Source organism: Pseudomonas sp. NFACC13-1 (assembly GCF_900104425.1).
GTDB lineage: Bacteria > Pseudomonadota > Gammaproteobacteria > Pseudomonadales > Pseudomonadaceae > Aquipseudomonas > Aquipseudomonas fluorescens_AA.
Genome location: NZ_FMXV01000001.1, coordinates 364,704 through 381,665 on the forward strand (window position 1 = coordinate 364,704; position 16,962 = coordinate 381,665).

The 16,962-nt window shown below is 62.9% G+C and carries 16 protein-coding genes; 5 read left to right on the forward strand and 11 right to left on the reverse strand.

Translation table 11 applies throughout. The features are described from left to right. Positions 1–252: 252 nt before the first annotated feature. The gene (locus BLQ55_RS01670) at positions 253–612 is read left to right on the forward strand and encodes a PilZ domain-containing protein (protein ID WP_092201419.1); all 360 of its coding nucleotides are present in this window, start codon (positions 253–255) and stop codon (positions 610–612) included. A gap of 158 nt (positions 613–770) precedes the next feature. Here the strand turns inward: BLQ55_RS01670 and BLQ55_RS01675 are convergent, their stop codons facing one another. From BLQ55_RS01675 to BLQ55_RS01705, 7 genes are all read right to left on the reverse strand, one after another. Next, complete coding sequence (locus tag BLQ55_RS01675) at positions 771–1,139, reverse strand: DUF6124 family protein (protein WP_092251986.1); 369 nt, start codon at positions 1,137–1,139, stop codon at positions 771–773. Between the two features lie 341 nt (positions 1,140–1,480). Next, complete coding sequence (locus tag BLQ55_RS01680) at positions 1,481–2,812, reverse strand: DUF58 domain-containing protein (protein ID WP_092201423.1); 1,332 nt, start codon at positions 2,810–2,812, stop codon at positions 1,481–1,483. 175 nt (positions 2,813–2,987) lie between these two features. Beyond that, positions 2,988–3,992, reverse strand: a complete 1,005-nt coding sequence (locus BLQ55_RS01685) for an AAA family ATPase (protein ID WP_092201425.1) — start codon at positions 3,990–3,992, stop codon at positions 2,988–2,990. After that, complete coding sequence (locus tag BLQ55_RS01690) at positions 3,989–5,152, reverse strand: DUF4350 domain-containing protein (RefSeq protein ID WP_092251988.1); 1,164 nt, start codon at positions 5,150–5,152, stop codon at positions 3,989–3,991. The genes BLQ55_RS01685 and BLQ55_RS01690 overlap by 4 nt, the downstream gene beginning before the upstream one ends. Beyond that, the gene (locus BLQ55_RS01695; protein WP_092251990.1) at positions 5,149–6,690 is read right to left on the reverse strand and encodes a DUF4129 domain-containing protein; all 1,542 of its coding nucleotides are present in this window, start codon (positions 6,688–6,690) and stop codon (positions 5,149–5,151) included. Before BLQ55_RS01695 ends, BLQ55_RS01690 begins: the two co-directional genes overlap by 4 nt. Then, a complete protein-coding gene (locus BLQ55_RS01700) occupies positions 6,677–7,651 on the reverse strand; it encodes a stage II sporulation protein M (protein WP_092201431.1) in 975 nt (324 codons plus the stop codon). Before BLQ55_RS01700 ends, BLQ55_RS01695 begins: the two co-directional genes overlap by 14 nt. Then, positions 7,648–8,373 (reverse strand): RDD family protein, encoded by a 726-nt coding sequence (locus tag BLQ55_RS01705; protein ID WP_092201433.1) that lies wholly within the window; start codon positions 8,371–8,373, stop codon positions 7,648–7,650. The genes BLQ55_RS01700 and BLQ55_RS01705 overlap by 4 nt, the downstream gene beginning before the upstream one ends. A 345-nt stretch (positions 8,374–8,718) precedes the next feature. On the opposite strand from BLQ55_RS01705, the gene sbcB reads away from it, so the two are divergent. Beyond that, positions 8,719–10,155 carry an exodeoxyribonuclease I gene (sbcB, locus tag BLQ55_RS01710; protein ID WP_092251992.1) on the forward strand — a complete coding sequence of 479 codons (1,437 nt, stop codon included), beginning with the start codon at positions 8,719–8,721 and terminating at the stop codon, positions 10,153–10,155. An 83-nt stretch (positions 10,156–10,238) separates the two neighbouring features. Here sbcB and mvaT read toward each other — a convergent pair whose 3' ends face one another. Next, positions 10,239–10,616, reverse strand: coding sequence for a histone-like nucleoid-structuring protein MvaT (gene mvaT / locus BLQ55_RS01715; RefSeq protein ID WP_003205091.1), 378 nt, complete (start codon positions 10,614–10,616; stop codon positions 10,239–10,241). Between the two features lie 304 nt (positions 10,617–10,920). Between mvaT and purU the strand changes: the two genes are divergently transcribed. Further along, positions 10,921–11,769, forward strand: a complete 849-nt coding sequence (purU, locus tag BLQ55_RS01720) for a formyltetrahydrofolate deformylase (protein WP_092251994.1) — start codon at positions 10,921–10,923, stop codon at positions 11,767–11,769. Positions 11,770–11,957: 188 nt separating this feature from the next. After that, positions 11,958–12,131 (forward strand): hypothetical protein, encoded by a 174-nt coding sequence (locus tag BLQ55_RS32085; RefSeq protein ID WP_170842278.1) that lies wholly within the window; start codon positions 11,958–11,960, stop codon positions 12,129–12,131. 4 nt (positions 12,132–12,135) lie between these two features. On the opposite strand, the gene BLQ55_RS01725 is transcribed toward BLQ55_RS32085, so the two are convergent. From BLQ55_RS01725 to BLQ55_RS01735, 3 genes are read right to left on the reverse strand one after another with little or no spacing between them, the layout of a single operon-like run. Next, positions 12,136–13,131, reverse strand: coding sequence for a glucosaminyl phosphatidylglycerol flippase (locus tag BLQ55_RS01725; protein ID WP_092251996.1), 996 nt, complete (start codon positions 13,129–13,131; stop codon positions 12,136–12,138). Continuing rightward, positions 13,128–13,895: an N-acetylglucosaminyl phosphatidylglycerol deacetylase gene (locus BLQ55_RS01730; RefSeq protein ID WP_092251998.1), complete on the reverse strand. Its 768-nt coding sequence runs from the start codon at positions 13,893–13,895 to the stop codon at positions 13,128–13,130. Before BLQ55_RS01730 ends, BLQ55_RS01725 begins: the two co-directional genes overlap by 4 nt. A gap of 16 nt (positions 13,896–13,911) precedes the next feature. Next, a complete protein-coding gene (locus BLQ55_RS01735; protein ID WP_092252000.1) occupies positions 13,912–15,003 on the reverse strand; it encodes an N-acetylglucosaminyl phosphatidylglycerol synthase in 1,092 nt (363 codons plus the stop codon). Positions 15,004–15,333: 330 nt separating this feature from the next. On the opposite strand from BLQ55_RS01735, the gene BLQ55_RS01740 reads away from it, so the two are divergent. Further along, on the forward strand, positions 15,334–16,824 hold the full coding sequence (locus tag BLQ55_RS01740) for a helicase HerA-like domain-containing protein (protein ID WP_092252002.1): 1,491 nt from the start codon (positions 15,334–15,336) through the stop codon (positions 16,822–16,824). Positions 16,825–16,962 lie beyond the last annotated feature (138 nt).

Consider the following 16,962-nt stretch of genomic DNA (forward strand, 5'->3'; position numbering starts at 1 on the left):
ACTCTGCCTCTGCCCATCGTGTTTATGAAAATTGATACATGGGGCTGGTTGTCACCCCACCTTGGGCTATATTTGTACAAGTCGTAGTTAGAGCTAGATCTCTACTTTTAGAAGCACCTGAGACCGGCAGAAGTAGGCCCAAGGCGATTGATAGCGTCTGGCACCGGGATCGGGGAGAGCGGGCTCGCTTGGGTTCGTTCCGAAGTGATCGGTAGGCCCGGTATGGTGGCCGCTAAGAAAGCGATACAAGACATGTACAAGGAACGCCGAATCGAACGGCATCAGTTGCCGTATTTCCTCAAAGTGTTTAACGGTATCAACGACAGGCCTATCGGTTTTTTGGGCAATGTTTCCGAAAATGGGCTGATGCTGATCAGCCATCTTCCGCTGATGATCGGTGCGGATTTTGACTTGCACCTGAAAATTCCCGCTGATGAGGGACCACAGCAAAACGTCAAGTTGAAAGCCAGGTGCCTGTGGTGCCAGGAAGACGTGACGCCAATGCATTTCGACGCCGGCTTCAGCCTGACGTGGGCGCCGCCGGAGTACGGGCAACTGATCAATGCGCTGCGGCAATATTTCAGTTTCTATCCGTTGCCGGAATCGGCTTGATGCCTTCGATTGTAGGAGCTGCCGAGTGTAACGAGGCTGCGATCTTTTGATCTTGATCTGCTGGTCTTTCGTTTGAGACTCAATTGTCTGGGGAAAGATCGCAGCCTCGTTGCACTCGACAGCTCCTACACGCTTACGCAGCGATTACGGGGTGCCTGTCAGCGCTGAACCCTCGCTTCGTTATCCAGCAGTCTTTCCAGCAACAACACCCCCATCTCGCCCATCTGGTGAATCGCCAGGGCCAGGTTGCGCGGGGCGCCTTCCAGGTCTTCGGATAAATCCAGGATCAGCGTGCTCACCGAGCAGAAGGTTTCGTAGGTGTGGGCGAGCATGCCTTCGGGGTCGGCCTCGGGGGCGACGATGAAGTAGTCCAGGTGTTTGGCGGTTTTCTGGTCGGGCTGGCCGTTGTTGGGCTTGAGGTAGTAGTCCAGGGCTCTTTGGGCGGCTTCGTCGAGTTTTTCGGGATCGAAGGTTTCGTGGGGGGACTGCGAGCCGGTATGGGGTGGATTGGGGGTTGGCTTGATCATATTCGTTTTTCCATGATTGGTGCTGCCACCCGGTTCGCGACTAAACGAGGGGTGGCGGCTGGACGCAGGTTAGTCGACCGGTGGAAAAACGAAGCCCGGCGCGCCCGAGGGCGCCCTGCGCACAGCCACCATCAAGTGCGGGGATAGGGGAACCCGACTGGATGACGCTTGTGCACACCGTTTTTACCACCGGGCGACTAAACCCGATCGCTGGATATCAGCGACGCGAATCAAGTTACGGGGCAAGGCCAAGGTGCACAAGCCGGCGGATTCTGGCGGATCTGTAGTCCGTTGCGCAAGGCACTGTAGTCAGCTGGAACTTTGCTGGCTCGCTGTAGGACCTAGGCGGTCCCGGCCTTTTTCCAGGCCAGGTATTGGGTCACCAGGTCCGCCCCCAACTCGCTGGGGCGCGAATCCAGGGTTGGCACACCATGGGCGGCCAACTGCTTATGCAGCTCGGCCCGGGCGTTCAAATAATCCACCGTCCCGCAATAGGCCAAGGCTTCAGGCAGGCTTTGCACCGGTGCCTGGCGCAAGCGGTCGAGGGCCTCTTCCCGCAGGCTGGCCACCAGCACCCGATGCTGTTGGCCCAGCCGTTTCACGGCCGCCAGCAGTTGCGCATCGTCTTCATCCCGCAGGTTGGTCACCAGCACCACCAGGGCCCGGCGTTTTTGCCGGGCCAACAGTTCGGTGACGGCGGCCTGGTAGTCGGCGGGGCGTTGGCTGCTGTCGAGGTCGTACACGGTGTTGAGCAACACGTTGAGCTGGCCGGTGCCTTTGACCGGGGCGAGGTAGCGGCTTTGTTCGCTGGCGAACGTGCTCAGGCCCACGGCGTCGCCCTGGCGCAGGGCGGTGTAGCTGAGCAGCAGGCACGCGTTGAGGGCGTGGTCGAAGTGCGCCAGCTCGCCGTCCTGGCTGCGCATGCGCCGGCCGCAGTCGAGCATGAAGATGATCTGTTGGTCGCGTTCGTCTTCGTATTCACGGGCAATCGGCGTGCGGTGGCGGGCGGTGGCTTTCCAGTCGATCTGGCGCAGGCTGTCGCCCTCGCGAAATTCCCGCAGTTGATGGAATTCCTGCCCCTGGCCACGACGTTGACGCTGGCGGATGCCGAGTTGGCTGAGCCAATTGTCCACCGCCAGCAGTTGCCCGTCGTAGAGCCGGGCGAAGTCCGGGTAGACACGGGTGTGGTCGACGGCCTCCAGCAGGCGTTTGTCGGTCCACAGGCCCAGCGGGCTTGGCAGGTTGGTTTCGCACTGGGCGAAGGTGAAGTGACCGCGCTTGAGCGGGCGCAGGCGGTAGCCGACCTGGCTGTGCTGGCCGGGTTGCAGCTCGACCGACAGGGGCAGGTTTTCGAAGTCCAGGCCGTCGGGTACGTGATCGAAGAGCTGCACGTGCAGCGGCTGGGCAAAGTCATGGCTGATGTCCAACCGCACGTCACCCCAGCGACCCAGGGCCAGGCTCCCGGGCATTTGCCGTTGCAGCCGGGGCGAGGGCAGGCGCCGGACGCGCAGCGCGTCGAGCAGCGCCAGGGCTAGTACGGCCAACAGCAACCCCCAGTTGATCGACAGCAGCGTCGCCGGCACGGTCACGCCGAGTGCCCGTAGCGCGCCCAGCACAATGCCGAGGGCCAGCAGCAGCGCGAGCCAGATCAAGAGCAGGCGCGAGGGTTTCATGGGTGCATTCCCCTTGGAGACATGCAGAGCGCGCTTTTGTGGCGAGGGGATTTATCCCCGCTGGGGCGCGCAGCGGCCCCTTGCAGTGTGTCAGACAAAACCAGGGGGCCGCTTCGCAGCCCAGCAGGGATAAATCCCCTCGCCACAATGAGTCTCTCCATCACGAAGTGCGTATTCACAACCGCGGCGCCGGCACTTGATCGAGCAACTGCCCCAGCACCTGGTCCACCGACAGCCCTTCGATGTCCAGTTCCGGCGCCAGTCGTACCCGATGGCGCAGTACGGCCAGGGCGCAGCCCTTGATGTCGTCCGGCACCACGAACTCGCCGCCGCGCAACAACGCCCGGGCCCGGGCGCACCGCACCAGCGCAATTGACGCACGGGGCCCGGCGCCGAGGGTCAAACCCGGCCAACTGCGGGTGGTGCGGGCCAGGCGCACGGCGTAGTCGAGCACCTGGTCGTCCATCGGCAGGTCGCTGGCGATGCGTTGCAACGCTTGCACGTCCTTGGCCTGCAGCACCATGCGCAGCGGTTGCACGTCGAGCATGTCGGCACGGGTCGAGCGGCTGACCTGGCGCACCATGTCCAGCTCCTGGTCGGCGTCCGGGTAGTCCATGCGCACCTTGAGCATGAAGCGGTCGAGCTCGGCTTCCGGCAGCGGGTAGGTGCCTTCCTGTTCGATGGGGTTCTGGGTGGCGAGTACCATGAACGGCTGGCTGATGGGCAGGGCGCGGCCTTCGAGGGTGACCTGGCGTTCCTGCATGGCTTCGAGCAGCGCGGCCTGGGTCTTGGCCGGTGCGCGGTTGATCTCGTCGGCCAGCAACAGGTTGGTGAACACCGGGCCCTTGCGCAGCTTGAACTGCTCGGTCTGCAAGTCATACACCGCGTGCCCGGTGACGTCGCTGGGCATCAGGTCGGGGGTGAACTGGATGCGCGCGAACTCGCCGTTGAAGCAGCGAGCCAAGGCGCGCACCAGCAACGTCTTGCCCAGCCCGGGAACGCCTTCGAGCAGCACGTGGCCGCCGGCGATCAGCGCCGTGAGCACATCGTCGATCACGCTGGCCTGGCCGACCACCGCCTTGCGCAGCTCGGTGCGGATCGCCTGGGCCAACTGAATGGCGCGCTGGCGCTGTTGGGCGGCGTGGGCCTGGCTGTCGATAGGTTCGTTCTGTTCAGTCATAAGGCATTCCTGAGGGTTTGCAAATGGGCGACCTGGCGGCAGAACTCTGCGCTGGACATACGCTGTTTCGGCCGTGGGCTCAAGGCCTGGCTGATGGCCCGCGTGGGCTGTCGGGTCAGGCGGGCGAGGACCTGCCATTGTTCGGCGACGGCCAGTTGTTCGAAGCCTGGGTGAAGATGGCGGGCCCGGCGCAGCACGTCTTGTTGCAAGGCATGCAACAGGTGCTGCTGGCCGTTGTGGCGCAGGTGGAAACCGGCGCTGGCCTGTACGTGTTCTTCCAGCTGGCGCCGGGCCTGGGAGGCCGGTGGTTGCAGCGGGCCGTGGCGCACCGCCGAATGCCAGAACCACAGGGCGACCAAGGCCAGCAGTGCCACCAGCGCCTGGGGGAAATAGCGCAGCAACAGGGTCAGCAAGGTGTCGTGGTCGGTGTTGAACAGCAGGGTGACGTCCGTGTCGGCGCTCAAATACCAGAGCAGCCAGGCGTTGTCGTACTGGTCGATGGCGTCGTTCTTCCACAGCTCGGCGTCGGTGATCACCGTGATCGAGCCGAGACCGAGGTTCAATTGCATCATGTGGGTCGACAACGCGCTGTTGGCCCAGGCCTGGGCCAGGTTGTACGGGTCTTCGAGGTGGAAGTCGGTGTCGAAGCTGGCATACGCCGGCGCCTCTTCGTCTTCCAGGTAGAGCTTGGTCAGTTCCGGGTAACGGTCCTTGATCAGTTCGGGCGCGGGCTCCTTGAGGTCTTCGCTCAGGAGTTGGCGCAGGCGCACGCGGTCGAGCAGCAGGTCGCCGCTGCTGCCGGTGCTCTTGTCCCACAAGGCTTCGGCCACAAAGACCAGGCGTCCGCCGGCCCGGGTCCAGTTCATCAACTGTTCGACTTCCCGTGGCGTCATGTGCGTGCGCTCGCCCAGCAACAGCAGGCTGTGCTGGCGTGGCTCCAGGGTGGGCAGCACCTCCAGGCTGTTGGCGTGCTCGACGTTGATCCCCCGCTGGCGCAGGAACAGTTCGGCGGCCAGGTAAGGGTTGGCCTGTACTTCCGGGGAGGGGCCGTGCTCGACGACCTCTTCATAGGGCACGGCCTGGGCGTAGAGGTAAAAACCGAATGCGCACACCACGGCGGCCAGCACGGCGCCGATCAGCCACCCCGTGTGCCGGCTCATCGAGACGCTCCCGGCCCGAACAACCCGCGCCAGCCGTCACACAGTTCCTGTTGCAGGTGGGGCGGCGGCGGGCGATGCCCATAGGCAATGTTCTGCCAATGCAGGGTCAGGCTTTTGCTGAAGCCCAGCAGGTTGTCCTGCTCGAGCCGTTCGACGCGTTGCAGCACCTGGCCTTCGGTGTCGGACGGTTTCAAAGGGATCTTGAAGTCATGATGCAACCGGCTGAGCAGTGCCCGGTACAGCAGGCCCAAGGCTTCTCGGGGTTGCGTGGGCCACAGCTGTTCGACGCTGGCGGCGACGTCGGTCGGCAGGCTTTCTTCACGAATATCCAGGCCGAACATGTGTGCCGGTGCCGCTCGTTCCACGGGCAGGCGTTGCGTCGGTCGCCGATTGACCAGGGCTTTGAGCCGTTCCCGGTAGTGCCAGGCCAGCCAGGCGATCGCACCTGCCAGGCAGGCCCACAGCGCGACCTGGATCAGCGCGGCGGCGATGTCGAAGCGTTGGCCGCCGAGCCATTTGAACAGAGCCTTGAGCCAGCTCGGTTTGGCCTCGGTCTCGTCGGTGGGTTCGGCGGTTTCTTCGCCGAAACGATAACGGGTGACGGTCTGCGGGTTCTTGAATGGCGGGGCCTCGAGGATCGCCTTGATGCCGGCCCGGGAGGCTTCGCTGGTCAGGGGCTGGTTGAGCAGCCGCGGGCTGTCGGGGGTGTTGGGCTCTTCGTCGGCCCATGCCGGGGGCACCAGCGGCAGCATCACCAGGGCAAGCAGCAACAATGCCGGGGCCACGCCACTCAGGCGCTGGCGCAGGCGCCGGAACACCAGTTCGATGTCCCACGCTTCGAGGATCGTGCGCCGGTTAAGGTAGAGGCTGAAGCCACAGGCGACGTACACCGGCTCCCACAAGATCAGCAGCAGTGGGTAGAGGAAGTTGACCAGGTGTTCGAACCACAACCAGTCGTGCTCGGCTGCTGACACCAAGGTCTCCCAGTCCCATTGCAGTTCGACTTGTTGCGGCACGAACAGATAGAACAGGGCCATCAGGCCGAACCACAGGGCGGTTTCCAGGTGTATGCCGATGATGGTCAACCATTGCGCCGCGCCGCGGTTGCGTTGCAGCAATACCCGTTTGCGTTGCTCCCGTGCTTCACCGGTTAGCCCTTCGAGTTGCACCACCGGCAGCAGGAAGCTGCGGCTCAGGCTCAGTCGGCGCCAGGTCAGGCTGGTCAGCAACTGGGGCTTGAGCAGCGCCGGCCATTGGCGCAAGGCCTGTCGCAAGGTGGGGGTTTCGCCAAACAGCGCCTTGGACAGGATGTACAGCGGCAGACGGTCGAAGGCCGGTTTCAACCACCAGAACAGCATCACCACCAGGGACGGTGAGTCCCATAGCAGCAGGGTCAGCAACAGGTACACCGGCAGCGTGATGATCGCCCAGCTGGTCATCAGCAAGCGTCGATGCTGCTGGCTCATCAACACGCCAAGGTCCATGGCTTCCCAGGTGGTGCGTGGGCGGATGACGACGGTGGCATCACTCAGGCGCATGGCGGGCCCGTCCGGCAAGCGACAGATAGCTGATGACCAACAGCCACAACAAGCCGCCCACGGTGTATTTGGTGGCGGGCGTTACCGCGCTGGAAGACCAGTAGGCCTCGATGAACGCGGCGATGAGCAGGAACAGCATCACGCCGCCGACCATCAGCACGCTTTTACCCGCCGCGAGCCGCAAGGCCTCGCCACGGGTCAGGCGTCCCGGGGCGATCAACGCCCAGCCCAGTTGCAGGCCCGCGGCACCGGCCAGGGCGATGGCGGTGAGTTCGAAGGCGCCGTGGCCGATCACGAACGACCAGAACGTTCCACCGGAACCGATCTGGGTCAGGTGCCCGGCCACCGCCCCAATGGTCAGGCCATTGAAAAACAGGAAGAACGCGCTCCCCAGCCCAAAGATCAAGCCGCTGGCGAACGTCTGAAAAGCAATGCCGATGTTGTGCATGATGTAGTAGCCGAACATGACCCAGTCTTCGCTGGCGGCCCGTTCGACCGAGCGTCCCAGGTGCCCGGAGGCCGGGTCATACATGCTGCGGATCTGGCTGATTTCGTCGGCGCCCAGCACGCTGTAGACCAGTTCCGGAAACAGATAGACCAGCAGCCCGATGCCGACCAGGCTGCCCAGGAACATCAGGGCGGCGGCCAGCACGAAGCGCCATTGTTCACGCACCAGTCGAGGGAAACCGACCAGGATAAAGGCCGAAAGGCTGGCCGATGGTCGGCTGCGATCCCGGTAGAGTTGCTGGTGACCGCGCAGCGCCAGTTGCTGCAGGGTGTCGACCAGCAAGCTGCTGTAGCCCCGGGCCTGGGCCAATGCCAGGTGATGGCAAAGCCGTCGGTAGGCGGCAGGGAAGTCACCGCTCTGGGGCACGTTGCGGCTGCGCTCCAATTGATCGAGTAGCTGGGCCAGGTGCTCCCATTCTCCTTGGTGGCGGCTTTCGAACAGGCTCTGCTTCATGTCGGCCCCAGCAGGCCGCGGGCGATGCCATTGAGCTCGGCGGTGGCGTTCGGCACCTGGACGTTCAGTGGCGCGGCCAGGATCGCGGCCAGTTCGTTGACCCGCGCCTGGGACAGTTCGGCCTGGCGTTCGGCGAAGCCCAGCACGGCGCGTTGCTCATGCAGGTTCAGGGTGAAAGGCGCGCGTATCGGCGGGACCATGGGCAATGCGGGGCGTTTGACCGGTTGTTCGCGATAGACCACCAGCGTACCGGCCGCGAGATCGCCCAGGCGCTTGAACGCCGGATGCTGCAGGCAGCAGATGGCCCCGAAGGTGTAGCCGAAGGGCAGCATGTCGACGAAACGCAGCAGGTTACGGATCAACGACGCCGACCAGCCGATGGGCCGGCCATCGTCCTGCACCACGCGCAGCCCCATGATCTGCTTGCCGGGAGAACGCCCCTGGTTGAGTACTTCGAACAGCACCATGTACCACCAACTGACGACAAACAGCAGGATGGACCCCAGGCCGAGCCCCAGCTCGCCGAAAAACGCCAGGACCAGGAAAAAAACACCCAGGACCAAGCCGCGTATACCCAGATCGATGGTGAAGGCGATCGCACGCGGCATCAGCCCCGCCGGGCGCAGTGGCAGGTCGATGCCCTCCGGCGTTTCCACCTGATAACGCGTGTCCAGGGGCGCGGGCAGCGTCGCGTTCCTTTGCAGTGCTGGTGTCTCGAGCATGGGCAACCTGAGTGGTGGGGCCGGTTCGAAGGGTCTATGGGCTGCGATGCTAGCAGCCTTTGTGTAGGCAAACGATATGGCCGTGCAGGTCATTTGATGGATCAGCCATGTTCATGGATTTGTGTGCTCACCCAAATCCCTGTGGGAGCCGAGCTTGCTCGCGATTGCGGTGGGTCTGGTTGCATCGATGTTGAACGTGCCGCCGTCATCGCGAGCAAGCTCGGCTCCCACATAAGGTCTGTGGTGTACATGGATTTTGTAAAGAAATTCAAAAGTTACACCACCGCTGGCCCAGGGCAGGCCCGAGCGCCTAGACTTCGCCAGTCTTCAGTTCAGGAACAGCCCGTGACTTCCATCTTCTGGTACGACTACGAAACCACCGGCATCAACCCGCGTTGCGACCGGCCCTTGCAGGTGGCGGGTATCCGTACCGATTTCGAGCTCAATGAAATCGACGAACCGGTGAATCTTTATTGCCGGCCCAGCGATGACATCCTGCCGCATCCGGCGGCCTGTGCGATTACCGGCATCACCCCGACATGCCTGGCCGAAAAAGGCTTGAGCGAAGCCGACTTCATGACCCGTGTCCACGGGCAACTGGCCGCGCCCGGTACCTGTGGTGCCGGCTACAACACCCTGCGTTTCGACGATGAAATGACCCGCTACAGCCTCTATCGGAATTTCTTCGACCCGTACGCACGGGAATGGCAGGGCGGCAACAGTCGCTGGGACTTGATCGACCTGGTGCGCGCGGCCTATGCGCTACGCCCGCAAGGCATTGTCTGGCCGCAAGAGGACGGTCGCGTCAGCCTCAAGCTCGAACGCCTGACCGCCGCCAATGGCATCGATCATGGCCAGGCTCACGATGCGTTGTCGGACGTGCGCGCGACCATCGCCCTGGCCCGCCTGGTCCGTCAGCGGCAGCCGCGGCTCTACGACTGGCTGTTCCAGTTGCGCAGCAAGCAGAAAGTGATGGACCAGATCCGCCTGTTGCAGCCGATGGTGCATATTTCCGGTCGCTTCTCGGCGGCGCGCAACTACATCGGCGTGGTATTGCCGTTGGCCTGGCACCCGAAAAACCGCAATGCCCTGATTGTCTGCGACCTGCACCTGGACCCCCAGGGCCTGTTGGACGATGACGCCGAAAGCCTGCGCCAGCGTTTGTATACCCGCCGCGAAGAACTGCTCGAAGGCGAGTTGCCGGTGCCGCTCAAACTTATCCATATCAACAAATGCCCGGTGGTCGCGCCGTTGTCGGTGCTGCGCGTCGAGGACCAGCAGCGGCTGGAGCTGGACATGGAGGGCTATCGACAGCGCGCATTGCGGCTAACTGACGCACAGAAAGTTTGGCAGGATAAACTTCAGGCTATTTATGGCCGCGAGGACTTCACCGCCAGCGAGGATCCCGAGCAACAGTTATACGCGGGTTTCTTGGGCGATCGCGATCGGCGTTTATGTGAACAAGTGCGCATGGCGGACCCGGCGCAATTGGCGCAAGCGCAATGGCCTTTCGATGATGAGCGTCTACCGGAACTTTTGTTCCGATATCGTGCACGCAACTTTCCAGACACCTTGAGTCCCGAAGAGCAGGAGCGCTGGACAATTTTCTGTCAACAACGTCTGTCCGCCCCGGAATGGGGAGCGCCTAATACCTTGCAAAGTTTTGACGAGGCGATGGGAGAGTGGCTGGCCCTGTCTACGCCGATGCAGCGAGAAGTACTCGTGGAGTGGCAGGGCTACAGCCAGCAATTGCGTAAACGTTTAAGCCTTGAATCGCAATGAAATGAAAAGATAACAGGCATAAAAAAACGCCAGTAATCACTGGCGTTTTTTTGTTCGCAAAGAAGCTTGCGCCGCGGTGAGGCTTAGCCCAGCAGGGTTGCCCAGCCTTCTACCACGTCACCGCCCCACTTGGCTTTCCACTCTTTCAGCGTCTTGTGGTTGCCACCTTTGGTTTCGATGACTTCACCGTTGTGCGGGTTCTTGTATTGCTTAACTTTGCGAGCGCGCTTGGTGCCGGTAGTTTTCACGGCGCCACGTGGGGCTTTGCTCGACTTGGCTTCTGGATCCAGCAGGGCAATGATGTCGCGCAGCGACTTGGAGTATTCGCCCATCAGCGTGCGCAGTTTGCCTTCGAATTCAAGCTCGGTTTGCAGTTTGTCGTCTTGCGACAGGTTTTTCAGGCGAGCTTGCAGTTCTTTGATGGCTTCTTCTGTGGCGCGGTATTCATTGATCAAGGACATGTGGACTACCTTATGTAGGACGCGGGTGACAAGGAGACAGTGCGACAATAGTAATCAGACAGTTTCATCAAGTAAACATTTAACCGGTGTTTTATTTAATTAATTAGTGCCGCGCCACAAAAACGCCTGTTGCAGTTAAATACCGCGACAGTGTCTTCACATCCGTTCACATATAATCTGCCTTCCCGGGCCTCGCCGGCCATGGCCTGGGGCTGTCGCCCAGGATCCGGCGTGTCATCGATACTGCAGTTTTGCCGCGCAATGGCTAGAATGGCCGCCTTTGCGAAGTTCTGGAGTTTCCCTAATGCGCACTTTTCGTCTGGTGATTGCTTGCCCGGACCGCGTCGGCATCGTTGCTAAAGTCAGTAACTTTCTGGCGTCCCATAACGGCTGGATCACCGAAGCGAGCCATCACTCGGACAATCAAAGCGGTTGGTTTTTCATGCGTCACGAGATTCGTGCCGACTCGCTGCCCTTCGACATTGAAGCCTTTCGTGAAGCGTTCGCCCCCATTGCCGAAGAGTTCTCGATGGACTGGCGTATCACCGACACCGCGCAGAAAAAACGCGTGGTGCTGATGGCCAGCCGCGAGTCTCATTGCCTGGCTGACCTGCTGCACCGCTGGCACAGCGATGAGCTCGATTGCGACATCGCCTGTGTGATTTCCAACCATGATGACTTGCGCAGCATGGTGGAATGGCATGGCATCCCGTACTACCACGTGCCGGTCGACCCGCAGGACAAGCATCCGGCGTTCGCCGAGGTCTCGCGACTGGTCAAGCAGCACGACGCCGAGGTGGTGGTGCTGGCTCGCTACATGCAGATCCTGCCGCCGGCCTTGTGCAGCGAATACGCCCACAAGGTCATCAACATCCACCACAGTTTCCTGCCGTCGTTCGTCGGGGCCAAGCCGTATCACCAGGCGTCGATGCGCGGTGTGAAGCTGATTGGCGCCACCTGTCACTACGTGACTGAAGAGCTGGATGCCGGCCCGATCATCGAGCAGGACGTGGTGCGCGTCAGCCACAGCGACAGCATCGAAGACATGGTGCGTTTCGGCCGTGACGTAGAGAAGATGGTATTGGCCCGGGGCCTGCGTTATCACCTGGAAGACCGGGTGCTGGTGCACGGCAACAAGACCGTGGTCTTCTGACTGGGTTTTGGGCGCTTGTAGGAGCTGCCGAAGGCTGCGATCCTTTGATTTTTCTCTTTCGCTTGAGACTCAAGCGGTAGGGGAAAGATCGCAGCCTCGCTTCGCTCGTCAGCTCCTACAGGCGCAGCCGAGCGGGAGCAATCCCTGGGCACAATGATTCGGGCAACCTTCTTACCAGAGCACGCGCCATGACCGATCCATTGGACAAAGCCACCTCCAAGGCGCCAGCCACCCTGGGCGAGGGCTGCCTCAGCCGCTATGACCCCGACGCGTTGAGCCCGGAGGATGGCACCGAGTTTCCCGACGCCGCGCAATTGTGGGAGCAATTGCATCCCCAGGACGAGCCCGAACAGACGCCGTGACCGGTCAGGCTTGCCTGAGCCTGATCAGCTTCTTGATCAACGGCCGCCCGACCATCAGGAAGAACACCGGCCCACCGGCCACCAGGTAAAAGTAATAGGTCACCGCCCGCCAGATCAGGATCGCCGCGGCTGCGGTGGACTTGCCCACCATGGGGGCCAGCAGCGCCGCCGACGTCAGCTCGGCCGCCCCGGCACCGCCCGGCAGCAGGCTGAACTGCCCCGCGCTCAAGGACAGCATCTGGATCAGGAAACTCCACGCCCACTGCAGGTCCGCGCCCAGCCCTTTCAATGCCAGGTACAACACGCTGTAGCGCAGCGCCCAATGCAGGCAGGTCAGGCCGAAGACCTGGAACAGCGTCTGTCGTGGCAATTTCAAGGTGTCGGTGAAGGCCGCGAGGAAGTTCAGGATCTTGCGGCCCCAGCGTCGGCGGGTGGCGGTCTTCACCCGCAAGTGCCGCAGCACGCGAGCGCCCAGCAGAATCAGCTGACGATGATAGCGGGCCACCAGCACGCAGCCGAACAGCCCGCCAAACAACGAAATCGCGCTCAACGCCAGCATCCATTCCAGGCGCTGGCTGAGGTTCTGGAACAGCGCGTAGAACAGAATGCCCACCAGGGCGCAGAGGAAAAACAGCAAGTCGCTCAGTTGATCCATGGCGAACACCGCGCTGCCATGGGCCGGGCGTACACCGTTGCGCGCCAGCAGGGCCATCAGCGTCAGTGGGCCGCCGCTGCCTCCAGGCGTCGCGCACATGGCGAACTCGGTGGACATCACCATGCCCATGCTTTTCCATCCGCCGATGCGCCCACGGTATTCACCCAGCAACAGGCGCAGGCGCACGGAATTCAAGCCCCAGCACAGCACGATCATGCCGAGCATGGTCAGCAGCAGGGACAGGGGAAAGCGCTGCACCCGCGACCACATTTCCCCGCCGCCGACCAGCAGCGGCACCAGCAGCGCCGTGAGCAGGGCGGCGCCCAGCCAGATCAGCCGTTTCATGCGGCGCTGCGGGCCCGCAGCCCCTGGGTTGCCAGCCAGCCAACCTTGGTCATCGGCACGCGACCGTCGTTGAGCAGGCGTTCGAGGGTGCGCAGCCAATAGTCCCGGGAAAACCCGTGGCGCATGTCCACCGGGTGCAGGCCCAGACGAATCACCGGAGCCTGGCGCCAGCGCTGTTCACGCTGGTCGCTGATGACTTTCGACAGGCCGCGGCGCCAGGCACTGCGGGCACTCCAGACCAGGCCCGGCGCGTCAATGGCGCTGAAGTCGGGCAGGCGATAGAGGTGTTGGGTGTCACTGGTGTAGCTCAGCGGTAACTGGCGCAAGGCCTGGCGCGTGCCTTCGCTCATCAGCCAGGCCGGGGCGACGAAACCTTCCAGCGGCCAATGGTAGCGCTCAAAGGTGTCGATCCCGGCGCGCAGGCGGGCCAGGGCGGCGGCCTCGGACAGGTTGTAGAACTCCCCCTCATGGGTATAGACCCGGCGCATGAACCACTCCTTGGGGTGGCGGGCGACAGGGCCGTCGTCGCAATGATAGTAGCCATGCAGCACCAACTCGTCGCCGCGCTCGACCCGGCGGTCGAGCAGGCGGCGAAAGTCGGGGTGAGCCTCCAGGGCATTGGTACGGTGAAAGTCCGGCACCACCAGCCAGGTCATCGGCACTTGGCCGAGGGCATCCACGGCTTCGACGAAGGGCTGGTAGTCAGGCCAGGTTTGCGGTGCCACGTCGTGCAACACCAATAGCACGCTGGGCGAAGAACTCATCGACACGCTCCTCGCCTCAACCATTGGCCAGCAACGGCATTTGTTCGCCGAGTACGGCGTAGTAGTGCCCCAGCAAGCTGTTGACCACGGTGTCCCAGGCGTAATGACGCTCCACATGCCGGCGCGCCAGCAGGCCACGGCGTTGGCAGCCTTCGCTGAAAAGTTGCCGCACGGCATTGGCCATGGCCTGCGGATTGTTGGGTGTGCACAGCAGGCCGCAGTCTTCGTTGACGATTTCGGTGAAAGCCCCGGCTGCCACCGCCACCACGGGAATACCGCTGGCCATGGCTTCGAGGATCACCAGGCCGAAGGTCTCCTGGTCGCCGGCGTGCACCAGGGCATCGGCGCTGGCCATGAGCCGGGCGACTTGCGGCGCCGGGCAGAATTCGTCGACCACCGTGACGTTGTCCGGCACCACGGCGGGCATCGATGAGCCCACCAACAGCAGGTGATAGCGCTCGCCCAGGCGTTTCATGCACTTGAGCAGCACCGGCAGGTTTTTTTCCTTGGAGCCGCGACCGGCGAAAATCAGCAGGCGCGCGTCTTCGGCGATACCCAGCTCGGCCCGCAGTTCCGGGTCGCGGGCGGCAGGGGTGAAGGTTTGCAGGTCAACGCCCAAGGGTTGCACATAGACGTTCTTGACCCCCAGCCCGGTCAGCTTGTCGGCCATGACCTGGCTCGGCGCCAGGACCCGGTCGAAATTGCCATACAACTTGCTGACATAGGCTTCGATATTGGGGGTGAACCAGTTGCCCATGCGGTTGCTCACCAACAGCGGCAGGTCGGAGTGATAGAAGCCGATGACGGGCACGTCGAGCTGACGGCGGGCATCCAGTGCGGCCCAGGCGGTGAGGTACGGATCGCCGACCTCGATCAGATCCGGTTGCAGATCGCGCAGGACATTGCGCCAGGGCGCCAGGCGAAGGGGGAAGCGATAGCCCTTGCCGAACGGCAGCGCAGGGGCTGGCACCTTGTAGATTCCGTCGTGCTCGCTCAAATGCGCGCCGGGGATCAACAGGCTGTGGCGAATACCGGGCCGATCGCCCAGGCGCCGGTGCTTGGCATCCAGATAAGTGCGCACGCCTCCACTGGCGGGGGCGTAGAACATGGTTATGTCCGCTATATGCACGATGAACGTCCCTCCGGTCTGTGTTCTCCTGTGTTGACCTTTATGAAGAATAGATGTTCGGTTGGGGTTGTGGGGCGGGTGCACCGCCAGTGGAGTATTGCTGGGTTTGACAGGGCCCTATCGCGAGCAGGCTCGCTCCCACATGGGATCTGTGCCTCGCCCCAAATCTCTGTGGGAGCGAGCTTGCTCGCGATAGGGCCGGCCCAGGTTCGCAGCTATTATTCCTGCTGCCAGGGCCTTGATGCGCCAGGCATGCTTTTATATAAGCGTGCAAAATGGCGTCATATCGCAAACACCACGGGTGACCACATGCCTGACTCATCGCAACTCGTTATCGGTGCCGACCTCAGCGGCCAGCCCATCGCCCAGGCCATGCGCCTGGCGAACCGTCATGGCCTGGTGGCCGGCGCCACCGGGACCGGCAAGACCGTCACCTTGCAGCGCCTGGCCGAAATGTTCAGCGATGCCGGCGTGGCGGTGTTCGCGGCGGATATCAAGGGTGACCTGTGCGGCCTGGGTGCTGCCGGCAACCCCCAGGGCAAGATCGCCGAGCGCATCGCCGGCATGCCCTGGCTCAACCACAAGCCCCAGGCTTATCCGGTGACCTTGTGGGATATCCACGGCCAGTCCGGGCATCCACTGCGCACCACCCTGAGTGAGATGGGCCCGTTGTTGATCGGCAGCCTGCTGGAACTCACGGACAGCCAGCAGTCGGCGCTCTACGCCGCGTTCAAGGTGGCCGACCGTGAAGGCCTGTTGTTGCTGGACCTCAAGGACCTGAAGGCGCTGCTCAATCATCTCAAGGACAACCCCGAGCTGCTGGGGGACGACGCGGCGCTGATGACCACCGGCTCCAGTCAGGCGCTGCTGCGGCGCCTGTCCACTTTGGAACAGCAGGGCGCGGACGCGTTGTTCGGCGAACCGGCGTTGCAGCTCGAAGACATCCTGCAACCGGCCAGCGATGGCCGTGGCCGCATCCACTTGCTCGACGCCAGCCGCCTGGTCCACGAAGCGCCGAAGGTCTACGCGACGTTCCTGCTGTGGCTGCTGGCCGAGCTGTTCGAACAGCTGCCCGAGCGCGGCGATGCGGACAAGCCGCTGCTGGCGCTGTTCTTCGATGAGGCGCACTTGCTCTTTGCCGGTACGCCCAAGGCTTTGCAGGAGCGCCTGGAGCAAGTGGTGCGCCTGATCCGATCCAAGGGCGTGGGGGTGTATTTCGTGACCCAGTCGCCGGGCGATTTGCCGGACGATGTGCTCGCCCAGTTAGGGTTGCGCATCCAGCACGGCTTGCGGGCCTTCACGGCCAAGGAGCAGAAATCCCTGCGGGCGGTGGCCGACGGTTTCCGGCCCAACCCGCAGTTCGATGCCCTGGCGGTGCTGACCGAGCTGGGCATCGGTGAAGCCCTGGTGGGCACCTTGCAGGAAAAGGGCACGCCGGAAATGGTCCAGCGCGGGCTGGTGGCACCTCCGCAATCGCGCATCGGGCCGCTGAGCGAGGCCGAGCGCGCCGGGTTGATCGCCAGTTCGTCACTGCAAGGGCGCTACGACAAGCCCATTGATCGCGAATCGGCCTACGAAGTGCTGATGGGACGCAAGGGGCTGGAGCCCCAGGCCGAAGTGACCCCGGGCAAACCGGCGGCGGAAGAACCGAGCTTCACCGAAAAGGCCGGCGAGTTCCTTGGCTCGGCGGCTGGCCAGGCGCTCAAGTCGGCGATGCGCCAGGCGGCCAATCAACTGGGCCGGCAGCTGGTGCGCGGGTTGATGGGGTCGTTGCTGGGGGGCAGCAAGCGGCGCCGGTAGTCGAGACCGAGTTGCCCCCTTCGCGAGCAAGCCTGCGAAGATTGTGTTGACTGACTTTCCGCAATCGCGAGCAGGCTCGCTCCCACAGGAATCTGTGCAGTACACGAAATGTGTATCCGCAGAAGACCTACTGTGGGA